The organism is Oscillatoria sp. CS-180 (assembly GCF_028330965.1).
In the GTDB taxonomy this organism is placed as follows: Bacteria; Cyanobacteriota; Cyanobacteriia; order Phormidesmidales; family Phormidesmidaceae; genus Halomicronema.
This window is the reverse complement of sequence record NZ_JAQMUB010000037.1, coordinates 241716-262761: the sequence shown is the minus strand read 5'-3', so window position 1 is coordinate 262761 and position 21046 is coordinate 241716. Positions and strand designations below refer to the sequence as shown.

Below are 21046 nucleotides of genomic sequence, written 5' to 3'. Positions count from 1 at the left end.
AACTCGTCTGGAAATAACAGGATATTCCATAGGCTTTATCAATAATTGGAATTACAGGGACTATTTTGGGTAGAGACTTCAAGATATCAAGAAAACCCGTATTTATCATTGGCATGGTTCTCCGTATGTTGTCGTGCTGTTGGTTACAGACAGAAGCCTTTTCACCTCACTCGGTTTTCTCTAAAAAATAAGCTGACTCATCTAGCTGAATGCCAATTAACCCAAGGAGCGATCGCTGCTTCGACCACATTACCTGCAAACTGGGCTCGTCAGGATGATCCCAACCGAGTAGATGAAGCAGTCCATGACTAGCGAGCCAGACTAGTTCTTGCCGCAGCGAGTGACCGTGCTGCTGACACTGTCGCTGGGCAGTCTCAACAGACATAACGAGATCCCCAAGATTGAAGGGAATTGTGTTCAAAATCTCAGTCGCTAGGGGAGCTTCATCCAGGGAAGCAAACGAGAGAACATCAGTAGGACGATCAACCTGTCGATAGTCCCGGTTGAGCTGAGCGATCGTGGTGTCAGTGACGAATTGAAGACTCAGTTCATAAGCTCCGATGGGAGATAGGTTGGGGGCCAATACGGTTAGCCAGTTGGATATCCAAGACTGCCACTGTTGGGAAGGAGCGATCGCCTCAACCGTCTTCAGAGACTCTCCGAAAACCGTCACCTCTACCGTTAGTTCTGTCGCATTCACATCAGCGAGTCAGATAAGACAAGCCGACGAGTAGCCCAATCAGAGCCGTCACCGTCAGGCCAAAATGAAACAGGGATTTTCCTCCCTTTCTCACCATATTTCGCATCGCCAGTTTCACATAGCTAGGAGGCGGCTCCTGCTGAACGGGTTCAGTGACCTCTGAACTCGTTTGTGAAGGATCGGTCCGTGGAGTATCTGTTGCAGAGTCAGTCATACCGCTTGAGTTGGATCAACAGGATAAGGCTTGCCTAGCCTCTTAAACTAGCTTAAACCTTAATTGCTTGGGCCTGTCAGTTGGTCGTAAGAATCAGCACCGACTCAAGAGACAGCAGAAAGCAACACTCTCCTACAGACTTAGGTATACACTCGTCCCTCAGCCTGACCTAATTGAATGTAGTGCTGGGCAGCAGCAAACAAATTCGTACCGAAAGCAGCTTGTAGGTCAGCAGACCCTTGCCCTCTGATATAAGTATTGCCGGACTGATCAACCGCGATCGCATTGACACAGCTGTATTAATCAGTCAGGGCGAACAACAATGGGAGTCCCGATCGCGACTTCAGCGAACACCTCTTGGATTTCGTGATCGCGCATCCTGACGCACCCATGGGAGACGGCTTGTCCTACTAGTTCTTCCTGATTGGTGCCGTGGATGCCGATGGGGAAACCATCCTCGTAAGCAAACCCAATCCAGCGGGTGCCTAATGGGTTGTCTGGCCCCGTTTCTACCGCTTCGCCCGTGATTGGATGCTGCCACAGCGGATCTTTCTGCAAGTCCAAAGCAGTAAAGTAACCAATGGGCGTTTCCCAATCGTCTTGCCCCACTGCGATATCGTAAGTTTTGATCAATTTATCGGCTTCAAATAGCTCCAACTTACGAGACCGCAGACGAATCACAATTTTGGTTTGCCGTACGATGCCAGCAACGGGCGATTGCTTCAGCACCATTTCAATGCGCCCAATGCGGGAGGGTTGTAGAGGCACTAGAATGCCGAACTGCGATCGCAACATGCGCCACTCTGCCGCTAGAAGAAATCCAGCAGCACCAAAACATAGAAGCATCACGCTTCGACGAATGGGTGGGTCAGTCAGCATGGTTTTGGTAAATCAATACCTTAAGGATATCGGCGAGTGGCTCTGGTGTTACACCCAGTATCCATCGAGATATAGCCATCCAACTCAGGTTTTACGCGATCGCTCTCTCAAAATCCATAAATCACCCGCTAGGATGGTCTTTAGGCAAATTAACCCTTAGACAGTATTAGTTAGAAAATATCGTGGCTGTAAAACCAGATTGGCTTCGAGTCAAAGCGCCCCAATGGGAACGAGTCGGTAACGTCAAATCCCTACTCCGCGACCTTGAGTTAAACACCGTCTGTGAAGAGGCATCCTGTCCCAACATTGGTGAATGCTTCAATGCAGGTACGGCAACCTTTTTAATTATGGGTCCGGCCTGCACGCGAGCCTGCCCCTATTGCGACATTGATTTTGAGAAAAAGCCAAAAGCACTTGATCCCGCTGAACCGGTGCGTTTGGCAGAGGCCGTCAGACGGATGGGGCTCAACCATGTCGTTATCACAGCCGTCAATCGCGACGATTTACCGGATGGAGGTGCGTCTCAGTTTGTCCGCTGCATTGAAGAAATCCGCCAAGTATCCGCCAAAACGACGATTGAGGTTCTAATTCCAGATCTGTGCGGCAACTGGGATGCGCTAGCGGATATTCTTTTAGCCCGTCCTGAAGTGCTCAACCACAACACTGAAACGGTCCCTCGTCTCTATCGCCGTGTGCGTCCCCAGGCAAACTATGAACAGTCCGTTGAGCTATTGCGTCGCTGTCGCGAGCTGGCACCGTGGGTCTATACCAAATCAGGAATCATGGTAGGGTTAGGCGAAACCGATGAGGAAGTGCGGCAAGTGATGGCAGATTTACGGGCTGCTGACTGCGATATTCTGACGATTGGTCAATACTTGCAACCCGGAGCTAAGCACCTTAACGTTCAAACATTTATTCCCCCCGAGCAATTTGACCAGTGGCGCGTAGCGGGGGAAGCAATGGGCTTTTTGCAAGTCGTCTCTTCACCGCTTACTCGGAGTTCTTACCACGCCGAACAAGTACAGACTTTGATGAAGCAGTATCCTCGAACGGTTCCTGCGTAAGCGCATAGCCATTCTCAGGATCAATGCGGTAAACCTCGTCAAAATTGTTGAAATTGATAGCGCGGCGACCGTCCTTTGTCCACCCTAAAACATCTTTGAAGCGGAAGTTCCAAAGGACTTCATCGGCTACAAAAGAATGGCGAGCATGAATGGTCTGGGACAGGTTTTCATCGATGCCGGTAATGATGACGATAATTTCTGCGTGATCTCGACGCAGGGACTCAGGCGTGGCTCCGTAAAGCGGACTGTTCTCGTTGACCGGATGCATGGCTGTCCACGTTAGGGCAAATAGGGGAGTGTGGGCACGGATTAATTCCAAATCATAGAACCGCCGAAATAAATCACCCTCTTTCGTAAACTCATCGCGCACTAATGTGACCCAGAGCTGTGCTTCCAGGATCCGGTTGCGGCGTTTGTTAGCCGTGCGAAACATGAGGCACGGTAACCCGTTGAAAGGTGCAATCAGCGCGTAGTTGCTGAACAGAATTCTGGCCGTCGGCACCGAAAAGCGAGCAAAGATCATCCCAGTTGCCATCGCGATGAATAATAGCCCCACAAAGGACTCAATGACGACCAGCCAATTGCCATAATCGGTTTGGGGATACATCGCCCCATAGCCGATAGAGGCCATTGTTTGCACGCTGAAAAAGAATGCGTCTAGAAAAGAGTTGGGATCAGCATTGGCGATCGCATCTTTTCCCAGCCAATACGCCAGCGCAAACGCCCCGTTGATCAGGAGATACGCCAACAGCAAGATAATGACAAAGCCAGGCCATGAGATAGTCAGCAGCAGGTGATATAAATCCCGCCAAGGCGAATGGGGATCTCCTAAGCGAATGATGTCCGGAGACTCTCCGTCGCGTTTGACAATTCTTTGGGGTGAAGGACGAGACGTGTTTTGAATCATGCAATTCTCCTGATAACACCTTCTAACCGCTTGAGCAGCGATCGCAAACCAATCACGCCTTAAACTCAGATCTTGCAGTTGTCCCGATATTGCCTGACTTGCCCCCCTGCCCCCCAAATTTGGGGGGTTCTGAGGTCGAAGTCCCCCAAAATTGGAGGATTTAGGGGCAAATGTAGGATGCCGATGTACTAGTGCAAGATCTCAGTTAAACAAATCCGGCGCTGCTATAACGACAGCGTCGGACACAACAGTATATGAGTCCTGTTCAGACCAAAATGTACAGCGATCGTAAGAGCAGGCCTTTTTAGTTTACAGAGAGTTTTTCGAATGGTGAATGTTCGCTGTTCTACTGATGCTGTATCAAGCAGTTGGGGTGAGGGTTACCGGATCTCCCTCATGAATTTTGCCAGACTGCAAAACCCGGGCATATACTCGGCTACTGCCTGGGTGATGCTTTTGGTGAATCCGGCTGTAGCGTTTATCAGCAAACCAGCGCATATTGGCACGACAGGGGGTGGTGTAGCTGGCAATCTCTAACAAAACCTCGTGCCCAAGCTGCAGGCGCTTGCCAGGAATGATTTCAGGCCAATCTAATCCCGCGATCGTGACGTTCTCTCCGGCACACCCAGGCGCAATGTTATGTCCCTCTTGCTGGAGCGTTTCAATGACTTCTAACGACCAGAGACATACCGCTTTTTCAGGCCCACCGTGGATCTTGGGGTGATTGTGCTTATCGCCAACCAGACCGTTTTCAACAATCTCCGCTTCAGGAACGGCTGTCTTAGGCAATCCCCCGCCAGACAGACTGATTTGTACGATGTGGCCTGCCATTGTGCTATCTCCCCTATGAATTATTCAAACTTATCGCCGGATGGAAAAACCGGTCAATGCTTCAGCAGTTGGCTCTGCTACAACCTCTACAGATTGGACTTGAGCAGCAGCAGGACCAACTTCTGCCCATGCCTGTAGCTGCTCAAGTGCTTCAGAGTGACCTATCGCAACGATCTCGACGCAGCCGTTCGGAAGATTCTTGACATATCCAGTCAGGCCCAACTGGGCAGCTTTGACTTGTGTGCTGTAGCGGAAACCGACTCCCTGTACCCTGCCATACACATTCATTCTGACTCGTTCCATGTTGTCTAGCCCCTGCCTGCGACCTCGCTTGCATTGTATAGCGAACCAATAGCAGCAGTTTTTGTTCAAGTGAGCCTGGAAGGTGGAGTGTGATGAAGTAGGGATTTGCCCAAAATCCTGTCCTAGAAAGATGCTGGGTTAGTGATGTCTGCCTATTCTTGTGGAGGTGCTTGAATAGATAACTGAGGTTCTGAATGCCGTTGATATTGGAAGAGATTGCTTCGCCTCAGCAGAAGCAGACGATTGAGCGTTATTTTCAAACCTTTAATAATGGGGATTTTGAGGCAACGGCGGCTCTCTTCTCGGAGACTGGGCAGATGAAGCCTCCCTTCGAAGAACTGATCGAGGGAACTGAAGCTATCAGCGCTTATCTACATCGTGAAGCTGAGGGAATGCAGGCGTATCCCCAAGAGGTGGCGGGGGAACAGGCAGACGATCGCTCTCAAATCACCGTAATCGGCCAAGTTAAGGCGCTAGTCTTCAAAGTCAACACCGCCTGGATCTTCAAGATCAACGCTACAGGTCAGATTGATTTTGTCCGCATCAAGCTCTTAGCATCCCTGCAGGAGCTATTGCCCTTGCGCCCTCAATCCTGAATCACGCCTATGCGTTTAGACTTCCCACATCAAATTTCTGTTGCATCCACTTCAACGGCTTTCACATCCACCGTTTCCCGAACGGCTTCTCCATCCCGGTTCATGTCTGCCGCAGACTCAGACGCGGGCTGGCGGAGAAACTGTTGACCGAGCCACTGACTCGCGACCGAAAGGATCAGTACAATCAAGGCCACATCATCAATTTGTCCCAATAGCGGCATCAAGTCGGGCGACAGGTCGATGGGACTAATGAGATACAGTAGCGACGCCAGCATCACCCAGATGCCGTATCGGGGATGAGTCAGCAAGTGACGGTACCCTTGAAATAGAAAACGCATGAAACCGAAGTGTAAATGACGATGTAAATGAGTGAGGGAGCGATGCGATCGTCCTTAACAGTTAAAGATCAACTGAAAGAATAGTGCTTTTTGACATCAGAGCGAATGTCCCAAGTGCAGCTCATCCCGGCAGGAAACGTGACCAAATCCCCCTGACTCATACTGACGGGGTCTCCGCCTTCTGGGGTAACAACGACGTCTCCCTCTAGGAAGTAGCAGGTCTCCGAGTCATCATAGGTCCATGGAAAAGTAGAGGCCTCTTTGCCCCAAACCGGCCAATCAAAGACACCTAAAGCGTCTAAGCGATCGCGACCAGGCGACTTTTCAACCGAGATACCCGCAGTTTGAGAAAACGTCATGCTTATTATCTCTATTGGTGCTCTCGCTTTACCCTAACAAACCTGTCTGCCCGAAACCAGCAAGCAGGTTAGTTGGCTTCCCCAGCAGGCACAGCCCACCAAGCTAAGGCATAGTCTTGAGCCAACTCATCTTCGATCTGCTGTCGATAGACAACCCGAAGTTTGTAGGTCCCCGTCTCAGGAATCTGGGTAAAGATGTGCTCCAAGCTATCTTCCTGACTAATAGACGACCATACGCTGTCGGCGATATTGTCATCTTCAGCCCGCATCAAATAAAGATCTAGATTGTTCAAACCCCGATTCTGAAACGATTCACCCAAGTCATAAACATCGTTGCCATTCTCATCATTCAAGACGACTAAACGTTCCCAAGCAAGGGTTGCTGAAAGATAGCTCCCGCCTTGTAGTGGAACATCAAACACATAGTCTTGATACAGAACCGCATCTTCTGTGCGGGGCAAATCGGGTGGCAGGGGAGACTCAGTTGTGCCATAGCTCCAACCGATAACGGGCACTGAGTTGTTGCTGGACCACTGTCCTCCCTGAAGCTGTTGTAGCGCCCGATAGGCATTCAAATGTCCCGTTCCTAGATCGCTGTGCAATGGCCGACTGCGATCGCGATAAGCATCCGACTCTAGCCAAGTGAGATTACTTTCGTCGTACAGTGTGCGCGTCATTCCCAGTAACAAACCGTCCCCTGCATCCTCAAGCTTGTCCGCAGAATTGAGCAGGACTGCTTTCATAACCATCGGTTCACGGGCGTCTAAGCTCCAATCAGCCGAACGAATCTGTCGATCAGACCACTGCTGCAGCAAAGCAATTGTGGCTGTGACATGGGGTGCTGCAAAGCTAGTACCGCTAACGGTACGAAAATCCCCGTCAGGATTAATCACCTCGATTTGGCTACCAGGCGCAACGATGTTGACAGAGCGGCGATCGCCAACGTTACTTTCAGGGACTTGCGATCGAAAAGGTCGAAAGTCAGGTTCACTACTGAGATTTGCAAAGTCAACCTTCGCGAATTGCCCGTCTACTGCCCGAGAATAGGCCACATTGAGACCGTTAAAGTTATCAGTAGGAATGGGAATGCCGCCGCCGCCCTGATTGCCTGCCACGACATATAGGACATCGTGAACCCGCTGAGACCAGTCTATACAAAGCGTTAGCAACGCATTGCCATCCAGCACTGCATCAGGACGAGGATCACGCCCCAACGATTCACCAAAGCTGAAGTTAATGGCTCGTAGATCGCCTCCATTGCTCAAAGCCAACTGCTGAGAGGCGAAACATTCTTCGGGTTGCCCACTCCGACCTCGGATGGGGCCCACCGCTGCGGCATACAGGTGCGCGTCTGGCGCGACTCCCGTTAGCGTCTTATCTTGGCTGACCATCACGCTAGCAACATTGGCAGCATGACCATCTACATATTGGTTAGGCGTTGGCTGCTGATCGAGGAAAAAAACCCGATCCACCTTCACAGGCAGGTCTGCATCGGCAACCTTGTCAAGTCCAAACTGGCTAGGGCGGCCAATTTCAACTTGTCCAATTGCGATCTTCTCCCCCGTCAAAAAGTAGGGAGCGCTGTGTAATCTAAGCGCATCAATGCCTCCTACTCCAACAGATGAAGACAGTGCTAGAGCAGGCAATCCCACTCCGGCAACCCCTGCAACTCCCAAACAATAGGTTTGCCAATTGCGCAGGAGCGCCTTAAGTTTCCGTGAATCCATTCAACCTCAAACTCCAAAGCAGCAGTGTGGCGTTCTCTCAACCATTAACGCTTACAAATGCAGTTTGACGGTGCAGATTTAGGACAAAGTTAAGTAAAACTTGTCATCGGTCGATAACAGTTTCAGCCTCAGCTCACTCATTTTTTTATCGGCGATCGCATTTCGCCAGGTTCAAACAATGGAAGCACTTAAAGAACAGCGTAATTTTGGACTGGGTTCCGCCGTTTTACTAAATAACTCCCTACTGTTTGATTTTGATACCGTTTACAGTCCTCTAAATGCTGAAAAGTTTGATAGTAAGTAGCTCGCAGTAGCTTTTCTAAAGAGATTACTCCTACGCATTCAGAGGTAAACAGGGCTAAAAGTAAACCCAATTTGAAAGATAAGTTCTGTTGAAAAGCCTAAAGTTTTTGTTACGATGAATACTAAAGCATTCTAGGAGAGGGCCGCACTTATGATCCATACCCAGTCACAAAAATCGGTTGTTGTTTCTCCATCAATTTTGTCGGCTGACTTCAGTCGTTTAGGTGATGAAGTCCGTGCCATTGATGAAGCAGGAGCCGATTGGATTCACGTTGATGTAATGGATGGTCGGTTTGTTCCCAACATTACGATTGGTCCTCTCATTGTTAAGGCACTGCGTCCTGTTACTCAGAAGCCGCTAGATGTTCACCTCATGATCGTCGAGCCTGAGAAGTACGTTGAGGATTTTGCTAAAGCGGGAGCCGACATCATCTCGGTTCATGCTGAGCACAATGCATCCCCTCACCTGCACAGAACATTAGGCCAAATCCGCGAGTTGGGCAAGCAAGCAGGTGTTGTGCTAAATCCGTCTACCCCCCTTGAACTGATTAAATACGTGCTTGAGCTGTGTGATCTCGTATTGATCATGAGTGTCAACCCTGGCTTTGGCGGACAGAAATTCATCCCTAACGTTGTTCCCAAGATTCAGAAGCTCCGTCAAATGTGCGACGAGCGCGGTTTAGATCCCTGGATTGAAGTGGATGGTGGCCTTAAGCCTGACAATACATGGCAAGTGCTTGAAGCAGGCGCTAACGCTATTGTCGCGGGATCTGCTGTGTTCAAAGCTCCTGACTATGCCGAGGCGATCGAAGGCATTCGTAACAGCAAGCGCCCAACGCCTGAGCTAGCGGCAGTCTAAAGCTCCCATTAAGAGATCCTCTATTGAGGAAAAAGAGAGAGGGCATGAACATGTCCTCTCTTTCCGTATATATCAGCACTAGACAGAAATGTTTGCGTAAAAACTAACAAGAGTTTATTCTTTTTTCAGTAAGGTCCAGCCATTTATCCGTAAGCGGAATCGCTTAAACATGAATGCATTTGAGAATTCGTCGATAAAACATGCGCCTTAACACTGATGCATTAATAGATACATCACTATTCAATTGACAATATGCAATAACGCACAATTCAAACGAGTGTATTGAGAGGTTGAGGCCAGATATCGAACACTCAAAACCGCTTATATGCCTGTCCAAACACATTGGATATCGCCATCAGTGAGATATCACCATCAATGTCATTTTGAATGGACCTTCTTGTAGTTGAAACACTGCCTTTTCACGGCTGTTACAGCCCCTTGAGCGCTGATTAGACAGAGGGGAGTTCCAGCAGTCTTCTACCAAAACCTGTGTAATCTGCAAGTTTATCGCCAGGAGCATCTTTGAGTCATGACTACCCTCGAAAACACCATCGAAAACATCTTTGCAACCCGTCGTCTAACTCGTTACGATCAGCAGCTTTTGATGCAGTTGTTCTCACAGCGTAGCCTTTCGCCTGCCGATAAAAGGCAGCTGGATCGTGTGTATGAGGCTCTTAGTCAAGGGCGAATCAAGGTCGTCGATTAACCGTTTGATGCCGGTTTTACTTTGAGCGAAAACAGATCTCATGGAATGAGGGGATGATCGCCTTTTATTTTTATAGCCCTGTGCAACTTGGTCAAGTACATCTCAGTGTCTTAAGGGAGTGGGGAGTAGGGTGTGCTTGATTGAAATGCATGCCGCTATAGTCAGCACAGTATAGCTTTAGCCATTTAGGCTTGTGCACGCAACAGCATCCGGTACTGATGCACATCGCAAAGGGCTCGCCGTCTTGACATAACGGAACTAACGACGGCTATACCTATAACTTTTCAGGATTTGCCTGCTATAAAGTTCTATGTTTTGGCTTCAGGCTCCTGGTAGATCCCGATCGCCGCAAAAATTCCCAGTATTAACCCAAAAAGATGTCCCCACCAAGCAACCATGGGCTGCGTTGGCAGAACTCCCCAGAGGGTAGCGCTGTAATTAACCAGAACGAAAACAGAAATGAGTAGGGGAACCAAACGTCGCTCTAGCCACCCGATGACCAACAAATAGCCAAACAAGGTATAAACGACGCCGCTCAGCCCATGGACACTTGTTGGTCCCAGTAGCCAACTAGCCACGCCTCCTCCCAAGTAGCCAATACCAAAGGTGACCCAGTAATCACGGCGGCTCTTGGCGAGAATCAGCCAGCTAAAAATTAGAAATCCGATTGTATTACTAATCAGATGTATGAACCCACTGTGGGAAAACGCCGATAGGAAAATACCCGCAACGCCATCTAGACTGCGAGGATGAATTGGTAGGTTCCAATTTCCAGCAAAGACCACTTGATCAATAATTTCTTGGCTCCAGGGAATCGCTAGAATCCAGATCGGCAGTAGAAGGTTGCCTTTCAGCTTAGCTAAGAATCCTTTATTGCTGGGCTTGGTTTTCACCTGAGATCGTTGAGCGCCCTGATTGCTCTGGGCAGGTGCATATCCGGTCTCAACTTCTGCCATCAAGCGCTGCATTTCTTCTTGGAGGTCGCGATCGCGGTTGGATGTCATAGCCATGAATGAAAGCCACCTGATCACACTAGCGCTTCTGAGGAATGATTGACCATTCACCAGCCGGTGAAAATTTCCTGAAGCACTAAAAAGCCCACGAGCGCATCACTCATGGGCTGGTAGTTCTCAATAGAGTTATTGCTACACCGTCAGTAATTAGCTGCCTGCACAGGGGTCAGCTGCACAAGGATCTTCTTCAGGAGCCGCGCAGGGGTCAGCTGCACAGGGATCAGCCACACCAGGATCTACCTCTTCAGTAGTCCCAGCACAAGGATCAACGGCAGAGCCACCACAACCGACAGTACCAACAGTTAGGGTCGCAGCGATTGCGATCGCACTAAAATATTTTGCGTTCATATTTACTCCCTTAGCAAATAGAAAGACGGTCTGTCTAAATGAAAATCAGACGGGCCGGAAACAATTTTTAGCCATCATATTACAAAACACTTTCGACCGGTTAGTCTGAGATTTTCCTGAGAGAATGTTAAAGATTGAAAGGTAAATATTAAATGGAGCGGTCGTTGTCGGGTGATTGATCCCATAAATGACTCAGCGTGGTGACCCGATAGCCTTGTGATTGCAAGTTCGGCAATATCAGGCGGAGTGCCGCTGCGGTATTGCGAGATCGCGCCACTGAACCACCATGAAGCAACAGAATGGCTCCCGGAAAAACGTGCTGCGCAACGTATCGAGCTGTCAATCTTGGATTGCCGCCTCCCGGTAATGTGTCCAAAGGCAACATAGACGCCAAGGCAAAAGTAGGTTCATACCCCTCTGTTTGCTGAACGGTTTCTAGCATCTGAGACGTGTAGAAAGCTCGGCCTGGACGATACCAGCGAATGGGACAGCTAGGGATCTGCTCCGTAAGCAGGTCGTGAGTCCGTCTAAAATCTTCCGTAAAGCGCATCTTCGATTGGAGGGCAGGCCAGGTATCTATCAATCCATGATTAGCAACCTCATGCCCCTGCGCCACCAGGTCGGTGAGCAGCGTCCGATCTTCGTTGAGATGACTGCCAATCACAAAGAAAGTTGCCCGAACGTTCTCCTCCTGATTCGATACACTCTGGTTATGCTCTGCAATTGCAGTCAAAATCCATCGGGTCGGACAGGGAGACGACGCTTCGGGAACCGGAACGTCATCAATGGTTAGGGCCATCATCCGTTCTGAAATTGGTTTATAGAAGATGGCGGCAGGAAACAACGCGGTCAGCTTTTCAACGCCCTTTTGCAGAAAATCGGTCATCGGTTTCAGATCCTTCTGTTGAACCTACAGTCCCTCTGTCTAGATTTAAACGAATGCTGCTTACTGTTGCGAAAGTGGCTGCTTACAGAACTGCTTCCTGTCATGCTTCTGACAGCGATCGCCCCTGCCGTTGCACAGCCCCGTCGAATTTGTCAAAAGCATGGCTAAACAGAGTGCTGGACTTCTGATGTATCGGCAAAGTCCCAAGGGACTAGAAATTCTGCTGGTACATCCAGGAGGACCGTTTTGGAAAAGACGCGATTTGGGTGTATGGACCATTCCTAAGGGCCTTGTCGAACCCGGTGAAGATTTATTCGTCGCAGCTTGCCGTGAGTTCACCGAAGAAACCAGCCTCACCCCTCAGGCTCCCTTTCTAGAGCTGCCCGAAATTAGGCAGTCCAGCAAACGTGTGAAAGTCTGGGCGTTTGAAGGAGATTGCGACCCTGAGAAGGTCTACAGCAACACTTTCAAGATGGAATGGCCGCCAAAATCAGGTAAGTTTCAAGAATTTCCAGAGGTGGATCAGGCCCGCTGGTTTCGATTCAATAAAGCAAAGCAGTACATCCTTAAAGCACAAGTGCCTCTACTGAAAAATCTTCAAATTGAATTGGCTAAACTTCGTTCATCCACTGACCAAGAAACTGATTCGCTTTCACAAGCTTGACTGTCCTCTAAATCTCCCCATTTTTTCCCGCTAAGCTAGAGACAGAGGTCTATCAAAATTGATGCTGAAATTTAAAGATCCCCAAACTCGACTGCTGGCTGACCAGCTGATGCAACCAGCGCTCATTCGCATCATCGACAACATTCGTAAGCATCTCGACGACTCTGATTGGAAAGGAAGCTATCACGAGACTCAGCTATGGCCGGACAGCGTTGCGGCCTCTGAAATGCAGCGATTTAAAGAACTACAGGCCCAGTTGAGTAATGCGACTCCTGAAGAGGCTGACGACATTCGAACAGAGCTGACTCGCTTGCCTCAGCCTTTCCCAGGCTACGAACTGCATCTGACTCATAAAGACCAGGAGCGCATCGTAGATGTTTGGCAACTATGCTATTGCGTTTGCTTTGAGCAGTATCCTGTATCAAAGGGGTCTGTCAGCATCGATACGTCACTGATTGATCAAGAGATCAATGATGTTGACTGGCTAGTTTTAGATAACAAAGCAAAGTCGATTATTGAAGAGGTATTCAAGCAGTTGGGGACTGATGAATCATGCTAGAGCTGCACTGTCATACCACCTGCTCTGACGGCACACTTACTCCGAAAGAATTAGTTGAGTCGGCGATCGCTGCTGGGGTCAAAGCAATGGCTATCACGGATCACGACACCTTAGCAGGTTGGGAGCAAGCCATTGAAGCTGCTGGCGATCAGATAGAAATTATTCCAGGATTGGAACTCAGCACGGTTCATCGGGAGCGATCGCTTCACATTCTCGGCTACTATCCTAACCGAGCTCAGCTTGAAAATCCCCTAAAAGCTCGTATTGAGGGACGTAAGCGTCGAGCTCAGGCAATGGCTAACAAGCTAGCTGAGCTGGGGTACCCCATTCAGCTCCCAGCGATGCCGGGAGACATGGCCCCCTGTCGTCCCCACATTGCCAAAGCGCTCGTAAAAGCAGGCTACATTACCCATGCCCAAGAAGCTTTTACTCGGTGGATTGGAGACGGCGGCCCAGCTTATGTGCAGTATGAAAAGTTTTCTGCTGAAGACGGCATTCAGCTTTTGCTCGATTGCGGTGCCGTCCCCGTATGGGCACATCCTTACCTGTTCCGTGGCGGCACTGTCGAGTCCGTCCTGCCTGAACTAATGGAGGCAGGTTTGATGGGTATTGAGGTCTATCACCCCAATCACAGCCCTAGCGATGAACGCAAGCTTGAGGAATTGTGTACCCAGCACGATTTGCTCATGACAGGTGGCAGTGATTATCACGGTCCCTCAGAAGATAAGAGCAAGGCAGCAACGGGACTGAACGGGTTGAAGGTACCCTTATCGCTGTTGACTCCGCTGAAGCAGGCCGCGATCGCCCTCAAGCAATGAGGCACATGGGTATAGATTTAGTCCTTTAGGCTCGTGCACCCAAGGGTATCCAGGTGCCTAGCCCATAGCCAGATGACTGAAGCCACAACAGGGTTGCCTTAACTCGCACTGACCTTAACAAACAAAGCGCCTTGCAGGAATATAGAAAATTTATCCCTGCAAGGCGCTGCTTGAGCAAAAGGTCGGTCAAGTGCTTAAATGCGTTTGCCTAGAACCTGGTCTTTTAGTGATGTAAAGTTCTCAGTCAGTTCCTGGCGATTGACGTCCTTAAGCAAGAAGCGATAAACAAACCAACCGCTGTAACCTAGGCCAATCAGTTCAAAGGTTGGCGCGAGTAGAGGAACTTCGTTGACTGCATGGAGAATTGCCAGCAGCAGCTTGACAGAGACAAATGCTGTCAAAATAAGACCTACCGTGATCAAGGGGCGCTGATACTCCTTGAAAAAGTCCGTTACATAGTCAGGCAGATTGGCTAAGACCCCAGACACTTTGTCCAGAATCTCCTGAACCTGTGGATTGGTCTCTTCGTCTTCAATCGTCTCAGTGTGAACCGACTGATAATCAGTCTCGGGTACTTTAGGTACCTCAGGCACTGTCGTTTCAGAATTAATATCTGTGCTCATATTCCCAACAGGGCTAACCACCCAGAATGACGTCTTATTAAAATGCAAACCTCCAGCACTGTTGAACAACAGCAACAGTTTTTCACAAATAGCCAAAAGGTCAGCTATCGCAGCATAGCGATAGCAGATTTATAATCCGAAATTGTCTAAATATCAAACCCTCTTTTTGAATAAATGCGGCGAGGGAATAGGGTACAAGGCACTGGGAATAGAGAATAGCGCATAAGGTACAGGGACTAGGGAATAGCAGATAGAGGAAATTTGAAGCCTAAAAACTTAAGATTTTCTCATTACTTCAGTTCATGATCTCCGGTTTTGAGACTCGCCTTTTCCTGTGCCCACCCCATCATTTCCAAAATTGACTAGGATAGGATTTAACTAAAAAATTGAGGTTATGGGCTTATCGAGACCATTCACGGTAACTTGCAAGGACTCAAGTCTAGTCAGCTGAAGCAGCTTCAACGGCTGTATCATCAGCGTTTGCCGGGCGATCGCTTCACGACACCAGAGTTCGCTCAGCGGCTAGCGGCGATTAGTACTGATCTGAGCCAACCGATCTGTGTCTATCTAAATCGACGGGGACAGGTGATTCGAGTAGGGGTTGGTAGTCCACGCAAGACTCAAATTCCACCGCTAGAGCTACCGCGTTACGGTGCTGAGCGTTTGTGTGGTATTCGCTGCATTGCAACTCAGCTTAAGCAAGAACCCCCCAGCACTAGCGATTTAACCGCGATGGCAATGCAGCGTTTGGATTCTCTAGTCATGGTCAGCTTGTCTGGACAAGGCTTCGAGCGACGCGGTGGGGGAGCCACAGGATATGTACGAGAGGTTTATTTAGCCCATTTAGTCCCTCACCCGGAAGCTCGCTGGACTGTCTCGGATTCGCTCACTTTAGAAGAGGTCGCTCGTCAAGACTTTGTTGAACTGACTGAGGCCCTTGAAGAGGAATTTCGTCGAGTTTTTGTTGCTCAGCAGGTTGATACGGACCATGATCGCGTCTTAGTCGTTGGTCTACTGACAGGACACCTGCCGAAGGACCAATTTCAATACAGCCTAATGGAAGTGGAGCGCTTGGTGGAAACGGCAGGCGGCGAGGTGCTAGAAACGCTCTATCAGCGCCGCGATCGCCCCCATCCTCAGACTGTGCTAGGAGCGGGCAAGGTGCAAGAAATTGCCTTGAGTGCACAAACTTTGGGAGCCAGTTTGGTGGTCTTTGATCGTGACCTGTCCCCTGCCCAGGTTCGCAATCTAGAAATGCAGATGGGCGTGCGCGTAGTGGATCGGACAGAGGTGATTTTAGACATCTTCGCTCAGCGGGCGCGAACTGGAGCCGGTAAGCTACAGGTTGAATTAGCGCAGCTGGAGTACCAACTTCCCCGTCTAACTGGACGCGGACAGGCGATGTCTCGACTGGGGGGCGGTATCGGGACAAGAGGGCCTGGTGAAACGAAGCTAGAGACCGAACGGCGAGCGATTCAAAGGCGGATCTCACGCCTACAGCGGGAGGTCAATCAGCTTCAAGCCCACCGCGATCGCCTTCGCCAGCGTCGCCAACGCACCGACATTCCTTCTATCGCTGTGGTGGGCTACACCAACGCGGGCAAATCCACCCTCTTGAACTCGCTGACGAATTCAGAAATCTACGCTGCTGATCAGCTTTTTGCAACGCTAGATCCGACGACGCGACGGCTGAGTGTGTTGGATGCAGAAGCTCAAGAGCAAAAACAGCTCGTGCTGACGGACACAGTGGGCTTTATTCGGGATTTGCCAGAGTCCTTGATGGATGCATTCCGCGCCACCTTAGAGGAAGTGACAGAGGCTGATGCGCTGCTACACGTGGTCGATCTGTCCCATCCTGCCTGGCAAAACCAGATTCGCTCAGTCATGACGATCTTGGGAGAAATGCCAATTACCCCTGGCCCAATATTGCTCGCCTTTAACAAGCTAGATCAGGTAGACAGCGAGGCCCTCACCCTGGCTAAAGAAGAATTTCCCAACGCCGTATTTGTCTCGGCGCGATCGCGTCTCGGCCTCGAAACCTTGAGACACCGACTGGTTGAACTTGCTAGCTATGCCCTATGTCAGTAAACAAACATCACTTGGTTTCTACCCAACAATATCGGAAGTCAAAAGCACGGAAACGTCCAGAATAGGGGAGAAGCGACACCCGCATCCCATCTGCTCTATCCCTAGCACTCCTGTCCACCGTTAAAAGACTGGTTTAGACAATAAATTTTGACAATCTAAGCAAGACTCTCCGGAGAGAGGTGGGTAACTTGAGATAGGGTTATGGACGGATATCAACGTATCTATCGGTTACTTTTATGGATTTGCTTAAAGTCGGCGATCGCATTCTTCAGTCAGACGAACTAGTCCCCTTACTAAGTAAAACCAACCTCCTGTCGCGGGTCATTCAGGAGGTCATTATTGATGATGCGATCGTAGATATTTCGCTGACTCCTGAAGAAGTTCAAGCAGCCGAAGCAGAGTTTTGCCAGCGCAACAACATCAACAGCCCAGAAGAAGCGAATGCATGGGCACAGCAGCAATACGGCACACCTGACCTAATCCGTACAACCGCATCACGAGAGAAAAAGCTTGCCAAGTTTAAAGATCAGACGTTTGGCAACGAAGTTGATTCCTACTTCTTGCAGCGTAAGAGCCGTTTAGACCGCGTTATCTACTCCCTTATTCGGACTACGCAGGTCGGCCTCGCCCAAGAACTCTATTTTCGTATTCATGATGATGGTCAGTCGTTCGCTGATTTGGCACGAGAATACTCTGAGGGGCAGGAATCTAAGACGGGTGGCCTTATTGGTCCAGTAGAGCTTAGTGTGCCTCACCCGGCGCTAGCAGGCCTACTTTCAGTCAGCAAACCAGGTCAAATTTGGCCTCCCAAACGGATTGGGGAATGGTATGTAGTGGTGAAGCTAGACAAATTTTTTCCAGCGCAACTCGACGATACGACAAAACAGCGCTTACTCGATGAGATGTTCCAAACCTGGATGCGAGAGCAGGTACAGAAATCACCTGTTAGCATACCGGGTGCAGACACCATCACCGTCAATGCCCAAAACACCACAACGACTCCCATAGCTTCTGTGTCGATGAATCGAGAAGAGGTGGAAGCTCAAATTGCAGCTTCTGGACAAACGGCTGTACAAGTCCCTAATCAGACTGTTGTGCCCAGTGAGGCCGGGGAATCATCGGAGTCAGGAACGTCTGCTTCTAGTAGCGATCCTTGGACGTAGGTGCAAGCGACTTGGGCGATCGCGCCGCCTAACAGTTGTGACAAAACAGAATCTCAGGGGGACTTTCCCATCCTTGCTACCAAGGACTGTTCTGCCTGCCGCTTATATGACCTAACTGCCTAACTGCCCCAAAATAATCAGAAAAGACCAGGCAAAGATAACGAATGTGAGAAGTGTGGGAATAACAGGCATTGATAAAAAACTTAACTCAATACTGCCTAGTCTAGGTGATTGGTTAGCGGTGAGAAACCGAATTCAGGTACGGCTTTCGGGAATGGCATGAGCCGGAAAACTCTGTTTCCGCAAGACATCATTTCAATTACCCAAACAGCGATCGCCCCCTGTTCCGGCAAGGATACACAATTTCGAGCTTGACGCTGCATTATTGCACTAAAAATAGGCGATCGTTACACCTGTTCCGCCGTCAGCTTGTTCTGCTGCTTCAAATCGCTGAACTTGTGGATGGCGTTTGAGGTATTCTTGCACGCCACGACGCAGCTTACCTGTGCCGTGACCGTGAATGATCCAAATGGGTCCCCGAGCGCTGACGATCGCCTCTTCCAATTTTGTTTCGGCTTCAGCAACCCGCATCCCGCGCAAATCGAAGGTGTTTCTAGACGTTCGCACGGCTGGGGCTTCTGGCTGCACCGATGGCGGGGGTGGAGCAGTCACCTTCGGTTTCGGCGGTTCAGCCTTTTCCCCGTGCAGCGATTCAATATCTTCTAGCCCTACCGTCATCTTCATGAGACCGAATCGCACCATGAGCCGACCGTCCTCATCCGGATCGCTCAGGACCTCAGCCGTTTGACCCAAACTGGGAATGCGGACGCGATCGCCCTCTTTTGGCTTGTACCCGGGTTTAGATTTCGGGGCTTCAACCTTAGGTTGATACTTCTCCGCAATGGTGCCAACGGCTTCTGTCGCTTTCTGAGCATCCTGGGCAGAGGCATCTCCCTGCTGCAATCGCCGAATCACCCGCGCAATTTCCTTACGGGCCTCCGCAACTGCGGCCTGTACCGCCTGTTCCTGCTGCTGCTGTAGTTCGCGCTCGCGCTCTTGCAAAAAGGCGGCTTTGCGAGAAACCTCCCGATGCAGCTTTTCCGTTTCTGCCAACAGCCCGGCAGCATTATCAGCCTTCTCTTCTTGCTCCTTGCGCTGAGCCTCCAGCCCCGCAATCACCTGATTGACATCCTGCTGTCTATCAAGCCCCACGTGGGTTTTCGCTTGTTCTACGACGGTGTCGTCTAATCCCAATCGACGTGCGATTGTTAGCGCGTTGGACCTGCCTGGAATTCCCCAAAGGAGACGATAGGTTGGCGATAAACTGACATCGTCGAACTCTACGGAGGCATTCTCAAAGCGCTCATCCTCATACTTCAGCGCCTTCAACTCTCCATAGTGAGTTGTCGCTACCGTGAACCGAGCCTGTTCCGCGAGATGACGCAAAAGGGCGATCGCTAACGCACTGCCCTCAGAAGGATCAGTACCAGCACCCACTTCGTCCAAGAGGACGAGAACGTTTGCGGCGGCGGATGAGGGCATGGACTCTAACGCTTGGCGGCTATCTTCTAGCGCTTGGCTTTCATTCTCTAGCGCTTGAGCCTTAATTCCCGATGCCTGATGGCCGTCTTGCTGTTCCTGAATGGACGCTAAAATTCGGCAAATTCGCTTGATGTGTCCTGAAAAAGTAGACAGGCTTTGTTCAATGGACTGCTCATCCCCAATATCGGCCAAAATCTGATCAAACCAGGGAATTTCTACAGGTTCCTTGGCTGGAATGAACATACCCGCCTTCGCCATCAGCGCCGCTAGTCCTAGAGTTTTTAGCGTGACGGTCTTACCCCCGGTGTTTGGTCCGGTAATAGCAACAACGCGCGTACGGGGATTGACCACGATATCGATTGGCACGACTTCGCTACCCTCCTCGTGCTGATGCTGCCAGACCAAGAGCGGATGCCGGAGCCGTCGCAGGGTTGTTTGCTCTCCATCGTCTACGAAGCGGGGAGCATTGGCCTGTAGCCAATAGCCATACCGTGCTCTAGCAGAGGCTAAATCAAGCACAGTCACGATGCGAAGCAAATCTTCTAGGTCGTCGTGAATGTCAGCAACCTTCTGGGTCAAAGCCCGACAGATAGCTTCTTCTTCGACCTGTTCTTGCCGCTGTAGCTGACGCAGGCGGTTTCCCATTGGAACGATGCTGTTGGGTTCTACATACAACGTGGCCCCACTGGTGGACGCATCATGAACGATGCCCGAGATGGCGTCTTTCTGAGGTGCTTTAACTGGAATTACGAAGCGATCGCCTCGCTGTGTAATCACCGCCTCCTGAATAGCATTACTGTGCTGCTGCATGATGTTATTCAGCTTTTGGTAGATTTCGCTCCGCTGAGTTTTCAGCCTTTCGCGAATACCCCCTAGCTTGGGGGTGGCTCGGTCTGCTACTTTGCCGCGATCATCGATGCAGTAGTGAATTTCCTTCTCCAAATCAGGATAGGTGCGTAGGGGAGACACCAGGTCAGACAGAGTAGGGAGTTCCTCGGCTTCAAATCCATCTATGGTGCGCCGAAGCTGTCGTGCACCCGCAAGGGTCGTCGCGACGGATAGCAACTCTTCACCTTGCAAAATACCCTGACGTTCCGCTCTTTCCAGAGCATCTCCAATGTCTTGAATACCTGTAAATTTCAAGCCAGGAGGGTTTTGATCAAGCAGGGCAGCCTCTTGAGTTTCAGCTAATAAACGCTCGCTGTCGGCTTGATGAGCGGGGAGCTGTAACTGACGTGCTGCGATCGCGCCTAGCTTAGTAGCAGCAAAAGTTGATAAATGCTGACATAGGCGAGGCCACTCCAAAAGCGAAAGTGTTTCAGTTTGAATCAAGGCTGACCAATACTAGAGAAGCAATGAATTACAGCAATGTTTTGCCATTTTCCCAGTATAGAATCTTTGACTCCTCACCGGAGAAACACAGAAATTTAATGGGGTTTACAGTAAAAATCGTGTAGATATGGGATTAATAGCGGAAGTTCGGTAGTCCGTATAGAAAGAAGGACAATAAGTCAGGTTCGAACGGCGTATTAATACCTAAGTGTCATAATCAACTT

Annotated in this window: 23 protein-coding genes; 9 read left to right on the top strand and 14 right to left on the bottom strand. The window is 49.9% G+C overall.

The window, feature by feature from the left end:
• Positions 1-166: 166 nt before the first annotated feature.
• From ybeY to PN498_RS09540, 3 genes are all read right to left on the bottom strand, one after another.
• Positions 167-700, bottom strand: a complete 534-nt coding sequence (gene ybeY / locus PN498_RS09550) for an rRNA maturation RNase YbeY (RefSeq protein WP_272062495.1) — start codon at positions 698-700, stop codon at positions 167-169.
• Position 701: 1 nt separating this feature from the next.
• Complete coding sequence (locus tag PN498_RS09545) at positions 702-914, bottom strand: DUF3285 domain-containing protein (RefSeq protein ID WP_272062494.1); 213 nt, start codon at positions 912-914, stop codon at positions 702-704.
• 303 nt (positions 915-1217) lie between these two features.
• On the bottom strand, positions 1218-1793 hold the full coding sequence (locus PN498_RS09540) for a L,D-transpeptidase (RefSeq protein WP_272062493.1): 576 nt from the start codon (positions 1791-1793) through the stop codon (positions 1218-1220).
• A 182-nt stretch (positions 1794-1975) separates the two neighbouring features.
• Between PN498_RS09540 and lipA the strand changes: the two genes are divergently transcribed.
• A complete protein-coding gene (gene lipA, locus PN498_RS09535; RefSeq protein WP_272062492.1) occupies positions 1976-2857 on the top strand; it encodes a lipoyl synthase in 882 nt (293 codons plus the stop codon).
• On the opposite strand, the gene PN498_RS09530 is transcribed toward lipA, so the two are convergent.
• From PN498_RS09530 to yccX, 3 genes are all read right to left on the bottom strand, one after another.
• Complete coding sequence (locus PN498_RS09530) at positions 2784-3764, bottom strand: ion channel (RefSeq protein WP_272062491.1); 981 nt, start codon at positions 3762-3764, stop codon at positions 2784-2786. The two genes, lipA and PN498_RS09530, sit on opposite strands and share 74 nt — an antisense overlap.
• 360 nt (positions 3765-4124) lie before the next feature.
• Positions 4125-4595: an MOSC domain-containing protein gene (locus tag PN498_RS09525; protein ID WP_272062490.1), complete on the bottom strand. Its 471-nt coding sequence runs from the start codon at positions 4593-4595 to the stop codon at positions 4125-4127.
• 30 nt (positions 4596-4625) lie between these two features.
• A complete protein-coding gene (gene yccX, locus PN498_RS09520; RefSeq protein ID WP_272062489.1) occupies positions 4626-4898 on the bottom strand; it encodes an acylphosphatase in 273 nt (90 codons plus the stop codon).
• Between the two features lie 194 nt (positions 4899-5092).
• On the opposite strand from yccX, the gene PN498_RS09515 reads away from it, so the two are divergent.
• The gene (locus tag PN498_RS09515; protein WP_272062488.1) at positions 5093-5494 is read left to right on the top strand and encodes a nuclear transport factor 2 family protein; all 402 of its coding nucleotides are present in this window, start codon (positions 5093-5095) and stop codon (positions 5492-5494) included.
• 29 nt (positions 5495-5523) lie between these two features.
• Here PN498_RS09515 and PN498_RS09510 read toward each other — a convergent pair whose 3' ends face one another.
• From PN498_RS09510 to PN498_RS09500, 3 genes are all read right to left on the bottom strand, one after another.
• Positions 5524-5832: a YkvA family protein gene (locus tag PN498_RS09510; protein ID WP_272062487.1), complete on the bottom strand. Its 309-nt coding sequence runs from the start codon at positions 5830-5832 to the stop codon at positions 5524-5526.
• Between the two features lie 68 nt (positions 5833-5900).
• Positions 5901-6191, bottom strand: a complete 291-nt coding sequence (locus PN498_RS09505; RefSeq protein WP_272062486.1) for a cupin domain-containing protein — start codon at positions 6189-6191, stop codon at positions 5901-5903.
• 68 nt (positions 6192-6259) lie between these two features.
• Positions 6260-7918, bottom strand: coding sequence for a S8 family serine peptidase (locus PN498_RS09500; RefSeq protein ID WP_272062485.1), 1659 nt, complete (start codon positions 7916-7918; stop codon positions 6260-6262).
• A 454-nt stretch (positions 7919-8372) separates the two neighbouring features.
• On the opposite strand from PN498_RS09500, the gene rpe reads away from it, so the two are divergent.
• Both rpe and PN498_RS09490 read left to right on the top strand, forming a co-directional pair.
• Positions 8373-9080: a ribulose-phosphate 3-epimerase gene (gene rpe, locus PN498_RS09495; RefSeq protein WP_272062484.1), complete on the top strand. Its 708-nt coding sequence runs from the start codon at positions 8373-8375 to the stop codon at positions 9078-9080.
• 529 nt (positions 9081-9609) lie between these two features.
• Complete coding sequence (locus PN498_RS09490) at positions 9610-9786, top strand: hypothetical protein (RefSeq protein ID WP_272062483.1); 177 nt, start codon at positions 9610-9612, stop codon at positions 9784-9786.
• Positions 9787-10094: 308 nt separating this feature from the next.
• On the opposite strand, the gene PN498_RS09485 is transcribed toward PN498_RS09490, so the two are convergent.
• The 3 genes from PN498_RS09485 to PN498_RS09475 form a co-directional block, all read right to left on the bottom strand.
• Entirely contained in the window at positions 10095-10796 is a 702-nt protein-coding gene (locus PN498_RS09485; protein WP_272062482.1) for a rhomboid family intramembrane serine protease, read from the bottom strand.
• A 150-nt stretch (positions 10797-10946) separates the two neighbouring features.
• Positions 10947-11147, bottom strand: a complete 201-nt coding sequence (locus tag PN498_RS09480) for a hypothetical protein (RefSeq protein WP_272062481.1) — start codon at positions 11145-11147, stop codon at positions 10947-10949.
• A gap of 148 nt (positions 11148-11295) precedes the next feature.
• A complete protein-coding gene (locus tag PN498_RS09475; RefSeq protein ID WP_272062480.1) occupies positions 11296-12033 on the bottom strand; it encodes a polysaccharide deacetylase family protein in 738 nt (245 codons plus the stop codon).
• A 160-nt stretch (positions 12034-12193) separates the two neighbouring features.
• Here PN498_RS09475 and PN498_RS09470 point away from each other — a divergent pair, with 160 nt between their 5' ends.
• From PN498_RS09470 to PN498_RS09460, 3 genes are all read left to right on the top strand, one after another.
• Positions 12194-12697: an NUDIX domain-containing protein gene (locus PN498_RS09470; RefSeq protein ID WP_272062479.1), complete on the top strand. Its 504-nt coding sequence runs from the start codon at positions 12194-12196 to the stop codon at positions 12695-12697.
• 61 nt (positions 12698-12758) lie between these two features.
• Positions 12759-13256 carry a hypothetical protein gene (locus PN498_RS09465; protein ID WP_272062478.1) on the top strand — a complete coding sequence of 166 codons (498 nt, stop codon included), beginning with the start codon at positions 12759-12761 and terminating at the stop codon, positions 13254-13256.
• Positions 13250-14074, top strand: a complete 825-nt coding sequence (locus tag PN498_RS09460; protein ID WP_272062477.1) for a PHP domain-containing protein — start codon at positions 13250-13252, stop codon at positions 14072-14074. Before PN498_RS09465 ends, PN498_RS09460 begins: the two co-directional genes overlap by 7 nt.
• 194 nt (positions 14075-14268) lie before the next feature.
• Here PN498_RS09460 and PN498_RS09455 read toward each other — a convergent pair whose 3' ends face one another.
• A complete protein-coding gene (locus PN498_RS09455; protein WP_272062476.1) occupies positions 14269-14697 on the bottom strand; it encodes a CAAD domain-containing protein in 429 nt (142 codons plus the stop codon).
• Positions 14698-15120: 423 nt separating this feature from the next.
• Between PN498_RS09455 and hflX the strand changes: the two genes are divergently transcribed.
• Together hflX and PN498_RS09445 are read left to right on the top strand one after the other, a co-directional pair.
• On the top strand, positions 15121-16785 hold the full coding sequence (gene hflX, locus PN498_RS09450) for a GTPase HflX (RefSeq protein WP_334312237.1): 1665 nt from the start codon (positions 15121-15123) through the stop codon (positions 16783-16785).
• 236 nt (positions 16786-17021) lie between these two features.
• Complete coding sequence (locus PN498_RS09445; protein ID WP_272062475.1) at positions 17022-17948, top strand: peptidylprolyl isomerase; 927 nt, start codon at positions 17022-17024, stop codon at positions 17946-17948.
• Positions 17949-18338: 390 nt separating this feature from the next.
• On the opposite strand, the gene PN498_RS09440 is transcribed toward PN498_RS09445, so the two are convergent.
• Entirely contained in the window at positions 18339-20822 is a 2484-nt protein-coding gene (locus tag PN498_RS09440; RefSeq protein WP_272062474.1) for an endonuclease MutS2, read from the bottom strand.
• Positions 20823-21046: the final 224 nt, after the last annotated feature.